The sequence below is a fragment of the Streptomyces sp. WM6378 genome (assembly GCF_001279695.1).
Lineage (GTDB): Bacteria > Actinomycetota > Actinomycetes > Streptomycetales > Streptomycetaceae > Streptomyces.
The window spans coordinates 58,376-71,729 of record NZ_LGDD01000295.1; the positions used below are offsets into that span (position 1 = coordinate 58,376).

Annotated in this window: 16 protein-coding genes and 1 pseudogene; all 17 read left to right on the forward strand. The window is 71.1% G+C overall.

Annotated features, from left to right (window positions below; translation table 11 throughout):
* Window positions 1-267: 267 nt before the first annotated feature.
* The gene (locus ADK54_RS24870; protein WP_053727930.1) at window positions 268-870 is read left to right on the forward strand and encodes a hypothetical protein; all 603 of its coding nucleotides are present in this window, start codon (window positions 268-270) and stop codon (window positions 868-870) included.
* A gap of 235 nt (window positions 871-1,105) precedes the next feature.
* Window positions 1,106-1,543, forward strand: coding sequence for a 30S ribosomal protein S16 (rpsP, locus tag ADK54_RS24875; protein ID WP_053727931.1), 438 nt, complete (start codon window positions 1,106-1,108; stop codon window positions 1,541-1,543).
* Window positions 1,544-1,545: 2 nt separating this feature from the next.
* Window positions 1,546-1,785: an RNA-binding protein gene (locus ADK54_RS24880; protein ID WP_005311361.1), complete on the forward strand. Its 240-nt coding sequence runs from the start codon at window positions 1,546-1,548 to the stop codon at window positions 1,783-1,785.
* A gap of 163 nt (window positions 1,786-1,948) precedes the next feature.
* The gene (rimM, locus tag ADK54_RS24885) at window positions 1,949-2,536 is read left to right on the forward strand and encodes a ribosome maturation factor RimM (protein ID WP_053727932.1); all 588 of its coding nucleotides are present in this window, start codon (window positions 1,949-1,951) and stop codon (window positions 2,534-2,536) included.
* Entirely contained in the window at window positions 2,536-3,357 is an 822-nt protein-coding gene (trmD, locus tag ADK54_RS24890) for a tRNA (guanosine(37)-N1)-methyltransferase TrmD (RefSeq protein ID WP_053727933.1), read from the forward strand. The genes rimM and trmD overlap by 1 nt, the downstream gene beginning before the upstream one ends.
* A 127-nt stretch (window positions 3,358-3,484) precedes the next feature.
* Window positions 3,485-3,835, forward strand: coding sequence for a 50S ribosomal protein L19 (rplS, locus tag ADK54_RS24895; protein WP_053727934.1), 351 nt, complete (start codon window positions 3,485-3,487; stop codon window positions 3,833-3,835).
* 56 nt (window positions 3,836-3,891) lie between these two features.
* On the forward strand, window positions 3,892-4,665 hold the full coding sequence (lepB, locus tag ADK54_RS24900) for a signal peptidase I (protein ID WP_053727935.1): 774 nt from the start codon (window positions 3,892-3,894) through the stop codon (window positions 4,663-4,665).
* Window positions 4,658-5,371: pseudogene (gene lepB, locus ADK54_RS48855) on the forward strand (signal peptidase I); the annotation flags it as partial. The gene lepB (ADK54_RS24900) and the pseudogene lepB (ADK54_RS48855), both read left to right, overlap by 8 nt.
* Before the next feature lie 292 nt (window positions 5,372-5,663).
* Window positions 5,664-6,653, forward strand: a complete 990-nt coding sequence (gene lepB, locus ADK54_RS24910; protein ID WP_053727936.1) for a signal peptidase I — start codon at window positions 5,664-5,666, stop codon at window positions 6,651-6,653.
* Between the two features lie 104 nt (window positions 6,654-6,757).
* A complete protein-coding gene (gene lepB, locus ADK54_RS24915; protein WP_053727937.1) occupies window positions 6,758-7,501 on the forward strand; it encodes a signal peptidase I in 744 nt (247 codons plus the stop codon).
* A gap of 4 nt (window positions 7,502-7,505) precedes the next feature.
* Window positions 7,506-7,991 carry an NUDIX hydrolase gene (locus ADK54_RS24920; protein ID WP_053727938.1) on the forward strand — a complete coding sequence of 162 codons (486 nt, stop codon included), beginning with the start codon at window positions 7,506-7,508 and terminating at the stop codon, window positions 7,989-7,991.
* 55 nt (window positions 7,992-8,046) lie between these two features.
* Window positions 8,047-8,355 carry a DUF2469 domain-containing protein gene (locus ADK54_RS24925; RefSeq protein WP_003965949.1) on the forward strand — a complete coding sequence of 103 codons (309 nt, stop codon included), beginning with the start codon at window positions 8,047-8,049 and terminating at the stop codon, window positions 8,353-8,355.
* A gap of 148 nt (window positions 8,356-8,503) precedes the next feature.
* Window positions 8,504-8,878: a YraN family protein gene (locus ADK54_RS24930; RefSeq protein ID WP_053727939.1), complete on the forward strand. Its 375-nt coding sequence runs from the start codon at window positions 8,504-8,506 to the stop codon at window positions 8,876-8,878.
* A 1-nt stretch (window position 8,879) separates the two neighbouring features.
* Entirely contained in the window at window positions 8,880-10,496 is a 1,617-nt protein-coding gene (locus ADK54_RS24935; protein ID WP_053727940.1) for a YifB family Mg chelatase-like AAA ATPase, read from the forward strand.
* Window positions 10,493-11,659: a DNA-processing protein DprA gene (gene dprA / locus ADK54_RS24940; protein WP_053727941.1), complete on the forward strand. Its 1,167-nt coding sequence runs from the start codon at window positions 10,493-10,495 to the stop codon at window positions 11,657-11,659. The genes ADK54_RS24935 and dprA overlap by 4 nt, the downstream gene beginning before the upstream one ends.
* Window positions 11,660-11,902: 243 nt before the next feature.
* The gene (gene whiG, locus ADK54_RS24945) at window positions 11,903-12,745 is read left to right on the forward strand and encodes an RNA polymerase sigma factor WhiG (protein ID WP_053727942.1); all 843 of its coding nucleotides are present in this window, start codon (window positions 11,903-11,905) and stop codon (window positions 12,743-12,745) included.
* Between the two features lie 83 nt (window positions 12,746-12,828).
* The coding region (locus ADK54_RS24950) for a TetR/AcrR family transcriptional regulator (RefSeq protein WP_053727943.1) at window positions 12,829-13,354 on the forward strand (526 nt) is incomplete at its 3' end.

The following is a 13,354-nucleotide window of genomic DNA, read 5'->3' on the forward strand; positions in this document are numbered from 1 at the left end:
GGCGCACGTGGCGCACAAGCCGCGGAGAGTCGGCCGAAACACCCCTTGCGCACCAGCCGACAACGGCCGCCCCGGCGTGCGGACTTCCTCTACGCGCTGGGGCGTACGCGCCGCTACGTCACACCTTGGTGTGAGCTGTGAGCCTTCTCCGCAGATCAGCGCACCCGCCCTCGTCCGCACGCATCAATGCCAACTGACGGGTACGAGCAAATTATTTGGGATGCCCCGGAATAGGAACACAGCGGCCCTGCGGCTCGTTGTCACGACGTGAGCACGACACCACCTGTTCTCGCCGCAGAGCTGGCACAGGCGTGGGCCGACATTCAGCGGTACCACCCCGAGCTGCCGGACCTAGCCGCGCCCGAGTCCCTGATCGGAGAGTCGTCGTCCGCCTGTGGCGCCGAGCTCTCCTTCGAGCGACTGCTCCATGAGGCAGTCCACGGCATTGCCGCCGCCCGCGGTGTCCGCGACACCTCCCGCGCCGGCCGCTACCACAACCGGAGATTCCTGGCGATCGCCGAGGAGCTCGGCCTCGACCACACGGAGGAACCGCACCCCAGCAGCGGCTTCTCCCTGGTCGCGCTGAACGCCGAGGCCAGGCGCCGCTACCGGCCCACCATCGAACGGCTGCAGCGCGCACTCAAGGCGCACACCGTCGCCACGGCCGCCGACACCAAGCGCTCCTTCCGCGGACCGGCCGCCCGGCACGGCTCCTCCGGAGGTGGCGTGCGGGTCAAGGCCGTCTGCGACTGCGGGCGCAACGTGCGCGTCGTCCCCTCCGTGCTCGCCCAGGCGCCCATCGTCTGCGGCGGCTGCGGCAAGCCGTTCCGTATCCCGGAAGGGGCCGAAGTGGTCGCCACGGTCGGCTGACCCCGGGCCCGGCCGCCGGTAGGGGCGGCAGGTCCGGGGGAGCGGGCCACCGGGGGTGCCCCACGGACCCCCGGCGTGCGCACTCCAGGCGTGTGGCACAATGGCTAGCTGTACTCGACAGCCGCACAGGAACCCTCTCGCCTCCGGCTGACGCGTCCATCGGGCACCCGAGTACCGCAACCCCACGTGGCATCTCATGTGCCCAACCACGTCAAGACCAGGAGACACCACTCCAGTGGCAGTCAAGATCAAGCTCAAGCGCCTCGGCAAGATTCGCCAGCCGCACTACCGCATCGTCGTCGCCGACGCCCGCACTCGCCGTGACGGTCGCGCGATCGAGGAAATCGGTCTGTACCACCCGACGTACAACCCGTCGCGCATCGAGGTCAACGCCGAGCGTGCGCAGTACTGGCTGTCCGTCGGCGCCCAGCCGACCGAGGCCGTCCTCGCCATCCTGAAGCTCACCGGCGACTGGCAGGCGCACAAGGGCCTCCCGGCCCCCGCGCCGCTGCTCCAGCCGGAGACGAAGGAAGACAAGCGCGCTTCCTTCGAGGCCTTCGCCAAGACCCTTGAGGGCGACGACGCCAAGGGTGAGGCCATCACCCAGAAGGCGAAGAAGACCGAGAAGAAGGCGGACGAGGCCGAGGCCGCCGCCGAGTCGACCGAGGCCTGAGCATGCTCGAGGAGGCTCTCGAGCACCTCGTGAAGGGCATCGTCGACAACCCCGACGACGTGCAGGTCGCCTCGCGCAACCTGCGCCGGGGGCGCGTGCTGGAGGTCCGGGTCCACCCCGACGACCTCGGCAAGGTGATCGGCCGCAACGGCCGTACCGCCCGCGCCCTGCGCACCGTCGTGGGCGCAATCGGCGGGCGTGGCATCCGGGTCGACCTCGTCGACGTGGACCAGGTCCGCTGACCAGTTGGGTCGCTTTACCTAGATACGCCGGCTCGGGCCGGGGAGGGCTTCTGGCCCTCCCCGGCCCGCAGTCGTATTCCGGGCCATAGTGATACTCCCTGGCCATAGTGGTACGAAGGCCGCGGCCGCACCGAGGCCGCAGTTGTCCGAAGGAGAAGCAAGCGTGCAGTTGGTAGTCGCGCGGATCGGCCGCGCCCACGGCATCAAGGGCGAGGTCACCGTCGAGGTGCGCACCGACGAGCCGGAGCTGAGGCTCGGCCCCGGCGCCGTCCTCACCACCGACCCGGCGTCGGCGGGCCCGCTGACCATCGAGACCGGCCGGGTGCACAGCGGCCGGCTGCTGCTGCGCTTCGAGGGCGTACGCGACCGCAACGGCGCCGAGGCCCTGCGCAACACCCTCCTCATCGCCGACGTCGACCCGGCCGAGCTGCCGGAAGAGCCCGACGAGTACTACGACCACCAGCTGATGGACCTGGACGTGGTGCTCACCGACGGCACCGAGGTCGGCCGCATCACCGAGATCACCCACCTGCCCTCGCAGGACCTCTTCATCGTGGAGCGGCCCGACGGCACCGAGGTCATGATCCCGTTCGTCGAGCAGATCGTCACCGAGATCGACCTCGAAGCGCAGCGCGCGGTCATCGACCCGCCGCCCGGCCTGATCGACGACCGCGCCGAGATCGCCTCGGCCAGGGACGACGAGCCCGGCGACGACACCGAGAACGCCGAGAACGCCGGGGACGCCAACTGATGCGGCTCGACGTCGTCACGATCTTCCCCGAGTACCTCGAACCGCTGAACGTCTCCCTGGTCGGCAAGGCCCGCGCCCGCGGCCGGCTCGACGTCCACGTCCACGACCTGCGCGACTGGACGTACGACCGGCACAACACGGTCGACGACACGCCCTACGGCGGCGGCCCCGGCATGGTCATGAAGACCGAGCCCTGGGGCGACTGCCTGGACGACGCGCTGGCGAGCGGATACGAGTCCGGGGCGCACAGCCCGGTCCTCGTCGTACCCACGCCCAGCGGCCGCCCCTTCACCCAGGAACTCGCCGTCGAGCTCTCCGAGCGGCCCTGGCTGATCTTCACGCCGGCCCGCTACGAAGGCATCGACCGCCGCGTCATGGACGAGTACGCGACCCGGCTGCCGGTGTACGAGGTGTCCATCGGCGACTACGTCCTCGCCGGCGGCGAAGCCGCGGTCCTGGTGATCACCGAGGCCGTGGCCCGGCTGCTGCCCGGCGTCCTCGGCAACGCCGAATCGCACCGCGACGACTCCTTCGCGCCCGGCGCCATGGCCAACCTCCTCGAAGGCCCCGTCTACACCAAGCCCCCCGAGTGGCGCGGCCACGGCATCCCGGACGTCCTGCTCAGCGGCCACCACGGCAAGATCGCCCGCTGGCGCCGCGACGAGGCGTTCAAGCGCACCGCGCAGAACCGGCCCGACCTGATCGAGCGCTGCGAGGCCTCCGCCTTCGACAAGAAGGACCGCGAAACCCTCTCCATCCTCGGCTGGGCCCCCGAGCCCGGCGGCCGATTTTGGCGCAGGCCCCAGGGCATGGAAGAATAGGCCGCTGCCGTACGCCCAGCCGGCGCCCCTGCCACAGGGGGAACGACGCCCGCCAACCGCGCACAGCACCCCCATTCATCTCGAATTCCACTGATGACCTGTGGCATCAGTGAGGAAGTAGTCAGTCATGGCAAGCCTGCTCGACTCCGTCAACGCCGCCGCGCTGCGCAGCGACGTCCCGGCCTTCCGCCCGGGTGACACCGTCAACGTCCACGTCCGCGTCATCGAGGGCAACCGCTCCCGTATCCAGCAGTTCAAGGGCGTAGTCATCCGCCGCCAGGGCGCCGGCGTCTCCGAGACCTTCACGGTCCGCAAGGTCTCCTTCTCCGTCGGCGTCGAGCGCACCTTCCCGGTGAACTCCCCGATCTTCGAGAAGATCGAGGTCGTGACCCGCGGTGACGTCCGTCGCGCCAAGCTCTACTACCTCCGTGAGCTGCGCGGCAAGGCCGCGAAGATCAAGGAGAAGCGCGACCGCTGAGCCCCGGCTCACACGCGCGTACGGGTCTGACGGCGGCCGGATAAGCTCTGGCCCCGATGGACACCGAAGCACAGCACACGGAGCGCGACCCTTCCGCCACCCCCGATCCGGGGCCCGCGGAAGCGTCGCGCTCCGCGCGTTTCACCGCGCTGTCCGGCCACCTCGAAGGGCCCTGGCGCAAGGCCGGAGCCCTGCTCGCGCTCTGCGTCGTCTTCCTGCTGCTGCTCAGCCACTTCGTGGTGCAGCCCTTCCTCATCCCCAGCGGATCGATGGAACCGACGCTCCAGGTCGGCGACCGCGTCCTGGTCAACAAGCTCGCCTACCGCTTCGGCGGCACGCCCGAGCGCGGCGACGTCGTCGTCTTCGACGGGCGGGGCTCCTTCGTACGAGAAGGAGACGAGGGGAACCCGCTGGGGCGTGCCGTGCGTTCAGCAGGTGCGGCCCTCGGCCTGACCGAGCCCGCCGAGACCGACTACGTCAAGCGCGTCGTGGGCGTCGGCGGGGACCACGTGGTCTGCTGCGACCAGCGGGGGAGGATCCAGGTGAACGGCACGGCCGTCGACGAGCCCTACCTGCACCCCGGCGACAGCCCCTCCCAGGTGCCCTTCGACATCGTCGTGCCCGACGGCACCCTGTGGGTCCTCGGCGACCACCGCTCCCACTCCAGCGACTCCCGCGACCACCTCGGCGACCCCGGCGGCGGCATGGTGCCCGTGGACCGGGTCATCGGGCGGGCCGACTGGATCGGCTGGCCCTTCGGACGGTGGACCTCGGTGGGCGGTTCCGGCGCCTTCGCGGGCGTACGGGCCCCGGGCGGGGGACATGGGTAGCCGCGGGCGGCCGCGCTCCAGTGCCTCCGCCCACGACCAGCCGCTGCCCACCGGCACCCGGCCCACGTCCACCGCACCCGCCCCCGGCCGGCGCGGCCAGAGCGGCCGGGCCGAGCGGCGCAGGCTCGCCCGCAAGGTCAAGCGGCGCAGACGCAGGTCGGCAGTGCGCGAGATACCCCTCCTGATCGTCGTGGCGCTGCTCATCGCCCTCGTACTGAAGACCTTCCTCGTGCAGGCCTTCGTGATCCCGTCCGGCTCGATGCAGCAGACCATCACCATCGGCGACCGCGTCCTGGTCGACAAACTCACCCCCTGGTTCGGCTCGAAGCCGGAGCGGGGCGACGTCGTGGTGTTCAAGGACCCCGGCGGCTGGCTCAAGGGCGAGCAGAAGACGGCACCCGGCGAGGACCCCGTCGTCGTCAAACAGGTCAAGCAGGGACTGACCTTCATCGGCCTGCTGCCGTCCGACAACGAGCAGGACCTGATCAAGCGGGTCATCGCGGTCGGCGGCGACACCGTGAAGTGCTGCGACAAGGACGGCAAGGTCACCGTCAACGGCCAACCCCTCGACGAGCCGTACGTCCACCCCGGAAATCCGCCCTCACTCATCCAATTCGAGGTAAAGGTTCCGCAGGGCCGGATCTTCGTCATGGGGGACCACCGGTCCAACTCGGCGGACTCCCGCTACCACCTCGACGACGGCCACCAGGGAACCGTCCCGGTGAGCGGAGTGGTGGGCCGTGCGGTGGTCGTGGCCTGGCCTTTCTCCCACTGGAGCAGGCTGGAAGCACCGCCCACGTTCGGCTCCGTACCCGCCGCGCCCGGCGGCTCGGCCCTGGGTACGTCGCATAGGGTGTCGTCCCGGGATCCGGCGGCGGATCCGGACCAAGCGACCCAGCCCCCGACCCCTGCGGAACTCCCGCTCGTTATGGGAGTGGTGGGCCTGAGCCTCGTACGGGCCAGGCGGTGGCACAGAGTGAGGAGTGGATGTGGGGGATTTGGCGGTCGGCGCACGATCCGGACGCGAAGAGCCGGAGGAGCGGCCGGAGAGCGAGCTCGCCGATTCCTCCCCGGGACCCGCCGCGGGGCGCGCCTCCGCGGGACCCGCGGACAGCCCCGCGACCGAGCACACCGTGCCGGCGCAGGACAGCGGGCAGGGCGGCGGATCCGGCGACGAAGTACCCGGTGACGGCCAGGGCCGCGCGCCCAGGAAGCCGCGTTCCTTCTGGAAGGAACTGCCGCTCCTCATCGGCATCGCACTGGTCCTTGCCCTGCTGATCAAGACGTTCCTGGTGCAGGCCTTCTCCATCCCCTCGGACTCGATGCAGGACACCCTGCAGCGCGGGGACCGGGTGCTCGTCGACAAGCTGACCCCGTGGTTCGGCGCCGAGCCGCAGCGCGGCGAGGTCGTCGTCTTCCACGACCCGGGCGGCTGGCTCGACGGCGAGCCCACGCCGAACCCGAACGCCGCCCAGAAGTTCCTCAGCTTCATCGGCCTGATGCCGTCCGCTGAGGAGAAGGACCTGATCAAGCGGGTCATCGCGGTCGGCGGCGACAAGGTCGAGTGCAAGAAGGGCGGGCCCGTCACGGTCAACGGCAAGGCCCTGAAGGAGCCGTACATCTACCCGGGCGACAGCGCCTGCGACGACATGCCGTTCGGGCCGATCACGGTGCCCAAGGGGCGGATCTGGGTGATGGGCGACCACCGCCAGAACTCGCTGGACTCCCGCTACCACCAGGAACTGACCGGTGGCGGCACGGTGTCCACCGACGAGGTCGTCGGCCGCGCCTTCACCATCGCCTGGCCGCTCAACCGCATCGACTGGCTCGGTGTCCCGGACACCTTCGACCAGCCCGGCCTGAGCGCGATGGGCACGGCAGCGCCCGCCGCCGTCGGCCTCGCCGGCGCGGTACCGATGGTGCTGTGGCGGCGCCGCAAGCTCCTTCAAGCGCAGGTCAAGGCGGAAAGCCCGGTCGCCAAGGGCTGACCCGGCGGGGTACCGCCGGGTAGGGTGCGGTCCCGGAATGTCGATCTCCGGGGTCCCGGGATGCCTCGCGCACCCCGGGGCGCTGCCGGAAAGGGAGCGCTGCGATGAGCGGTAACGGACTGGACCACGACGGCCACGGCCGCAGTCTCGGCAGTGTGCTGTCGGGGCTCGCCGTGGCCGTCGGCTGTGTCCTCTTCCTCGGCGGATTCGCCTGGGGAGCCGTGCAGTACAAGCCGTACACCGTGCCCACCCAGTCCATGTCGCCGACCGTCAAGGCCGGCGACCGGGTGCTGGCGCAGCGCATATCCGGCGGTGACGTCCGGCGCGGCGACGTCGTGGTGTTCAGCGACAAGACCTGGGGCGACATGCCCATGGTCAAGCGCGTCGTCGGCATCGGCGGCGACACCGTGAAGTGCTGCGGCACCGACGGGAAGCTCACCGTCAACGGCCAACCGGTTGACGAACCGTATCTGCACGGCAAGACCCCCGCCTCCGCCTCGTCCTTCGACGCCAAGGTCCCGCAGGGACAGGTCTTCCTGCTCGGCGACGACCGCTACGTCTCGATGGACTCCCGCGTCCACCTGGACGACGCCACCAACGGCTCGGTCCCGCTGTCCGCCGTGTCCGCCCGCGTGGACGCCATCGCCTGGCCCATGGACGGCATGCTGGGGCGCCCCTCGGGCTTCGAGGCGATGCCGGGTGGCATCTCGCAGCCCGGCCCGCTGAAACTGGTCCTGGGCGCCGTCGTGGCCGGTGTGGTGCTGATCCTGGCCGGAGCCGCCTACGGCCCGATCGCCGGTCTCGCCCGGCGCCGCAGGACCCGCGCCGCCTCGCCCGCCGGGAGGTGAACCCGTGACCGAACCCCGCAAGGTCGCCAGGATCGTCCTGCTCGACCCGGACGACCGCATCCTGCTCATGCACGGGTACGAGCCCGAAGACCCCGCCGACACCTGGTGGTTCACCCCCGGCGGCGGCCTGGAGGGCGACGAGACCCGGGCCGAGGCGGCCCTGCGCGAGCTCGCGGAGGAGACCGGAATCACAGACGTCGAGCTCGGCCCCGTCCTGTGGCACCGGATGTGCTCGTTCCCCTTCGACGGGCGCCGCTGGGACCAGGACGAGTGGTACTACCTGGCCCGCACCACCCAGACCGAGGCGGCCCCCACAGGCCTGACGGAGCTGGAGCGCCGCAGTACCGCGGGGCTGAGGTGGTGGACCTCCGCCGAACTGTCAGCGGCGCGTGAGACGGTGTACCCGACCAGGCTCGCCGAGCTGCTGCGCACGCTGCTCGACGAGGGTCCTCCGCACGCGCCGGTGGTCCTGGCCCCGGAAATCGTTTAGGGGCCCAGGGGGCTGACGCACAATAGGGGGACGCACGGCTGAAGGGGAACATGCCATGAGCGCCGAGGACCTCGAAAAGTACGAGACCGAGATGGAGCTGAAGCTCTACCGGGAGTACCGCGACGTCGTCGGTCTTTTCAAATACGTGATCGAGACTGAGCGGCGTTTCTACCTCACCAACGACTACGAGATGCAGGTGCACTCGGTCCAGGGCGAGGTGTTCTTCGAGGTGTCGATGGCGGACGCCTGGGTGTGGGACATGTATCGGCCGGCCAGATTCGTCAAGCAGGTCCGGGTCCTCACATTCAAGGACGTGAACATCGAGGAGCTGAACAAGAGCGACCTGGAGCTGCCGGGCGGCTGAGCCGCCTGCCGCCGGGGCATCCGCTGGGTTCTGTCGGGGGCGGAAGGGCCCCTTCGGGTGACGGAGTTTTCCACAACCGAAGGGCTGTCCACCAAGATCCACCCGCTGGCGCCGGATGCGTGACAGTCGGTGCCGGAGGTGGTGCCGGATGAACGCTCGCGGAGCACTCGGAAAATACGGCGAAGACCTGGCGGTACGGCTGCTCGAAGCGGCCGGAATGACAGTCCTGGAACGCAACTGGCGCTGCGGCAGGACCGGCGAGATCGACATCGTCGCCGGCGACACGTCCCCCAGCGGAAACGTGCTCGTCATCTGCGAGGTCAAGACCCGCAGGAGCGGCGCCTACGAACACCCCATGGCCGCTGTCACCCCGGCCAAGGCCGACCGGCTCAAGCGCCTGGCCGGCCACTGGCTCGCCGACCACGGAGGACCACCGCCCGGCGGCGTACGCATCGACCTCGTCGGCGTCGTACTGCCCCGCAAGGGCGCCCCGCGAGCCGAACACGTGCGGGGGGTGGCCTGACATGGGATTCGCACGCACCTGCTCGGTCGCCCTCGTCGGCGTCGAAGGAGTCGTCGTCGAAGTCCAGGCCGACCTCGAACCCGGCGTCGCCGCCTTCACCCTCGTAGGCCTACCCGACAAGAGCCTCGCCGAGAGCCGCGACCGGGTCCGGGCCGCCGTCGTCAATTCCGGCGACACCTGGCCACAGAAGAAACTCACCGTCGGACTCAGCCCGGCATCCGTCCCCAAGAGCGGCAGCGGCTTCGACCTGGCCATCGCCTGCGCGATCCTGGGCGCCGCCGAACGCATCGACCCCCGCGAACTCACCGACCTCATCATGATCGGCGAGCTCGGCCTCGACGGCCGCGTACGGCCCGTACGCGGCATCCTGCCCGCCGTACTGGCCGCGGCCGAAGCGGGCTACGAACAAGTCGTCGTCCCCGAACAGACCGCCGCGGAAGCCGCCCTGGTGCCCGGCATCTCCATCCTCGGCGTGCGCAGCCTGCGCCAACTCGTCGCCATCCTCACCGACGAACCCGTCCCCGAAGAAGAACCCGCCGAGAAGGGCCGCCCCGACGCCATGCTCGCCGGGCTCGTCGTGCCCGGCGCCGGAGTCGGCACCGGACTGACCGCGGGCCCGCGCGACGGCGACCTCGACCTCATCGACGTCGCCGGCCAGCACGCCGCCCGCGCCGCCCTCGAAATCGCCGCGGCGGGCGGCCACCACCTCCTCCTCTCCGGCCCACCCGGAGCCGGGAAAACGATGCTGGCCGAACGGCTGCCCAGCATCCTGCCGCCCCTCACCCGCCAGGAATCCCTCGAAGTGACCGCCGTCCACTCCGTCGCCGGAATCCTCCCGCCCGGCGAACCCCTCGTCCGACGAGCCCCCTACTGCGCCCCCCACCACTCCGCCACCATGCAATCCCTCGTCGGCGGCGGCAACGGCCTCCCACGCCCCGGCGCCGTCTCCGTCGCCCACCGAGGAGTCCTCTTCCTCGACGAAGCCCCCGAGTTCGCCGGCAAAGCCCTCGACGCACTGCGCCAGCCACTCGAATCGGGGTACGTCGTCATCGCCCGCAGCGCCGGAGTCATCCGGCTCCCCGCCCGCTTCCAGATGATCCTCGCCGCCAACCCCTGCCCCTGCGGACGGCACACCCTGCACGGAGCGGGCTGCGAATGCCCCGCCTCCATGATCCGCCGCTACCAGGCGAGACTCTCCGGCCCCCTCCTCGACCGCGTCGACCTACGCGTCGAAGTCGACCCCGTACGCCGCGAAGACCTCCTGGGCGGAGGCGGCCGCGGCGAACCCAGCGCCGCCGTCGCCGGGCGCGTCCTCGCCGCCCGCGAACGCACCGCGGCCCGCCTGGACGGCACCCCCTGGAACAGCAACAGCGAAGTCCCCGGACACGAACTGCGCACCCGCTGGCTCACCGCCCCCGGCGCCCTCACCGGCGCCGAACGAGACATGGAACGGGGCCTGCTCACCGCACGCGGACTCGACCGCGTCCTGCGCGTCGCCTGGACCATCGCCGACCTCGCCGGAGACGACCGGCCCGACGCGGGCCACGTCGCCCTCGCCCTGGAACTGCGCACCGGCATCTCCAGAGGCGCCCCCATGCCGACCGGGAGCACCCCGTGAACGCCGCGGGAGCGGGCGCCGAACGCCTCGCCAGAGCCGCCCTCACCCGCGTCATCGAACCCGGCGACGAACGCGGCGGCCGCTGGCTGCGCACCTACGGCGCCGTCGATCTCGTGCGGCGCCTCACCGACCCCCAGGACCCCGAGGACGACCTGCCCGGCGCGACCCCGGCCCGGCTCGACAGCCACCGCCGCCGGGCCGCCCTGGCCGACCCCGTACGGGACTTGGCGACCGCCGCGGCCGCGGGAGCCAGATTCCTCGTCCCGGGCGACGAGGAGTGGCCGCGCCAACTCGACGACCTCGGCGACGCCCGGCCCGTCGGCCTGTGGGTGCGGGGCCACAGCGACCTGCGGATATGGGCGCTGCGCTCCGTCGCGGTCGTCGGCGCCCGGGCCTGCACACCGTACGGGGCCCACATGGGCGCGGTACTCGGCTCGGGCCTCGCCGAGAAAGGGTGGGTCGTCGTGTCCGGCGCGGCCGCGGGCATCGACGGGGCCGTCCATCGCGGCACCCTGGCCGCCGGCGGCGCCACCATCGCCGTCCTCGCGTGCGGGGTCGACGTCGTCTACCCGCGCGGGCACGCCGAGTTGATCGGACGCATCGCCGAACAAGGCCTCCTCGTGGGCGAATTGCCACCCGGTGACCATCCGACCCCCAGCAGGTTCATCCTGCGCAACCGCGTCATCGCCGCCCTCACCCGAGGAACCGTCGTCGTCGAGGCCGAGTACCGCAGCGGTTCGCTCGTCACCGCACGCGCTGCGCAGAAGCTCGGCCGCTTCACGATGGGCGTCCCCGGCCCCGCCACCAGCGGGCTGTCGGCCGGCGTCCATGAGCTCCTGCGCGGCGAGGGCATCCTGGTCACCGACGCGGCGGAAATCGTCGAACTCGTCGGAGACATGGGCGAACTCGCACCCGCCCGGCGGGGCCCCGTACTGCCCCGCGACCTCCTGGCCCCCGACGCCGCCCGCGTACTGGAAGCACTGCCCTCCCGCGGTGCGGCGGCCGCCCGCGACCTGGCCCGCGAAGCCGGAACCAGCACCGACGAAGCACTCGGCCGGCTCTACGAACTGCACTCCCTCGGCTTCGTCGAACGCGTCGGCGACGCCTGGAAGTTGACGGCCGACGCACTCCACCCCGCCAGCGCGCGGCGAGGCGGTGCTTGACCTGGGGCATTCGGGTGACAAGGTGAGGGGCTATGTCCACCGCGGGCCGCACAGCAGCGCTTTCGGGGCCGACGCGCGGCGCGACGGCCCCCACCTGCGCCTGCGCCGCGACAGACCGGAGCGACAGCGTCCGATCACCCGCTCTTCGCGCACCGCGACAGCTCAGTCACGCTACGCTCACGAGGATCCCCGACCGGAAACAGCCCCCCGCTCACGTCACAGCAGAACGGCTCAAGGCAACGCATGCCCCAGCACACCTCCGGGTCTGATCGCACGGCAGCGCCCCCGGCTGCCCGCGGCAGCGGCACCGTGCGGCCACCGGCGCCCTCGTCCGTCGACGAGCTGTGGCGGTCGTACAAAGCCACCGGCGACGAGCGGCTGCGCGAGCAGTTGATCCTGCACTACTCACCCCTGGTGAAGTACGTCGCCGGACGCGTGAGCGTGGGCCTGCCGCCCAACGTCGAGCAGGCCGACTTCGTCTCCTCCGGGGTCTTCGGGCTCATCGACGCCATCGAGAAGTTCGACATCGAGCGGGCCATCAAGTTCGAGACGTACGCGATCACCCGGATCCGCGGCGCGATGATCGACGAACTCCGCGCACTGGACTGGATCCCGCGCTCCGTACGGCAGAAGGCGCGCGCCGTCGAGCGCGCCTACGCGACCCTCGAAGCCCAGCTCAGACGCACCCCCTCGGAGGCCGAGGTGGCCGCCGAGATGGGCATCGCCGTCGAGGAACTGCACGCCGTGTTCAGCCAGTTGTCGCTCGCCAACGTGGTGGCCCTCGAAGAACTGCTGCACGTCGGCGGCGAGAGCGGCGACCGGCTCAGCCTCATGGACACCCTGGAGGACACCTCCGCCGACGACCCCGTCGAAGTCGCCGAGGACCGCGAACTGCGCCGCCTCCTCGCCCGCGCCATCAACACGCTTCCCGAGCGTGAGAAGACCGTCGTCACGCTCTACTACTACGAAGGCCTCACCCTCGCCGAGATCGGCAACGTGCTCGGCGTGACCGAGAGCCGGGTGAGTCAGATCCACACCAAGTCGGTGCTCCAGCTGAGGGCCAAGCTGGCCGACGTCGGGCGTTGAGGGGCCCTGGTACATCGTCCCCGCCGATCTCCCCGGCCGCCCGGCCGTAAAGTGGAACAGTGCCCAGGATCCGAGCGGCCTCCGTGGCCGAGCACCGCACCATGCAGCGCGACGCCCTGCTGGACGCCGCACGCTCCCTGCTGTCCGAAGGCGGCACGGAAGCGCTGACCTTCCCCGCCCTGGCCGAACGCACCGGCCTCGCCCGCTCGTCCGTATACGAGTACTTCCGCTCCCGCGCCGCCGTCGTCGAGGAACTCTGCGCCGTCGACTTCCCGCTCTGGGCCGCCGAGATCGAAGGCGCGATGCAGCGGGCCGAAACCCCCGAGGGCAAGGTCGAGGCGTACGTACGCCACCAGCTCGGCCTCGTCGGCGACCAGCGCCACCGGGCGGTCGTCGCCATCTCGGCCAGCGAACTCGACGCCGGCGCCCGCGAAAAGATCCGAGCCGCGCACGGCGGCCTCATCGCCATGATCGTCGAAGCCCTCGCCGACCTGAACCACGACCAGCCCCGCCTGGCCGCGCTCCTCCTCCAGGGCATCGTGGACGCAGCGGTCCGCCGCATCGAACAGGGCCCTGTTCGATGCGGCGGACCGCTGCGTCCACGATGCC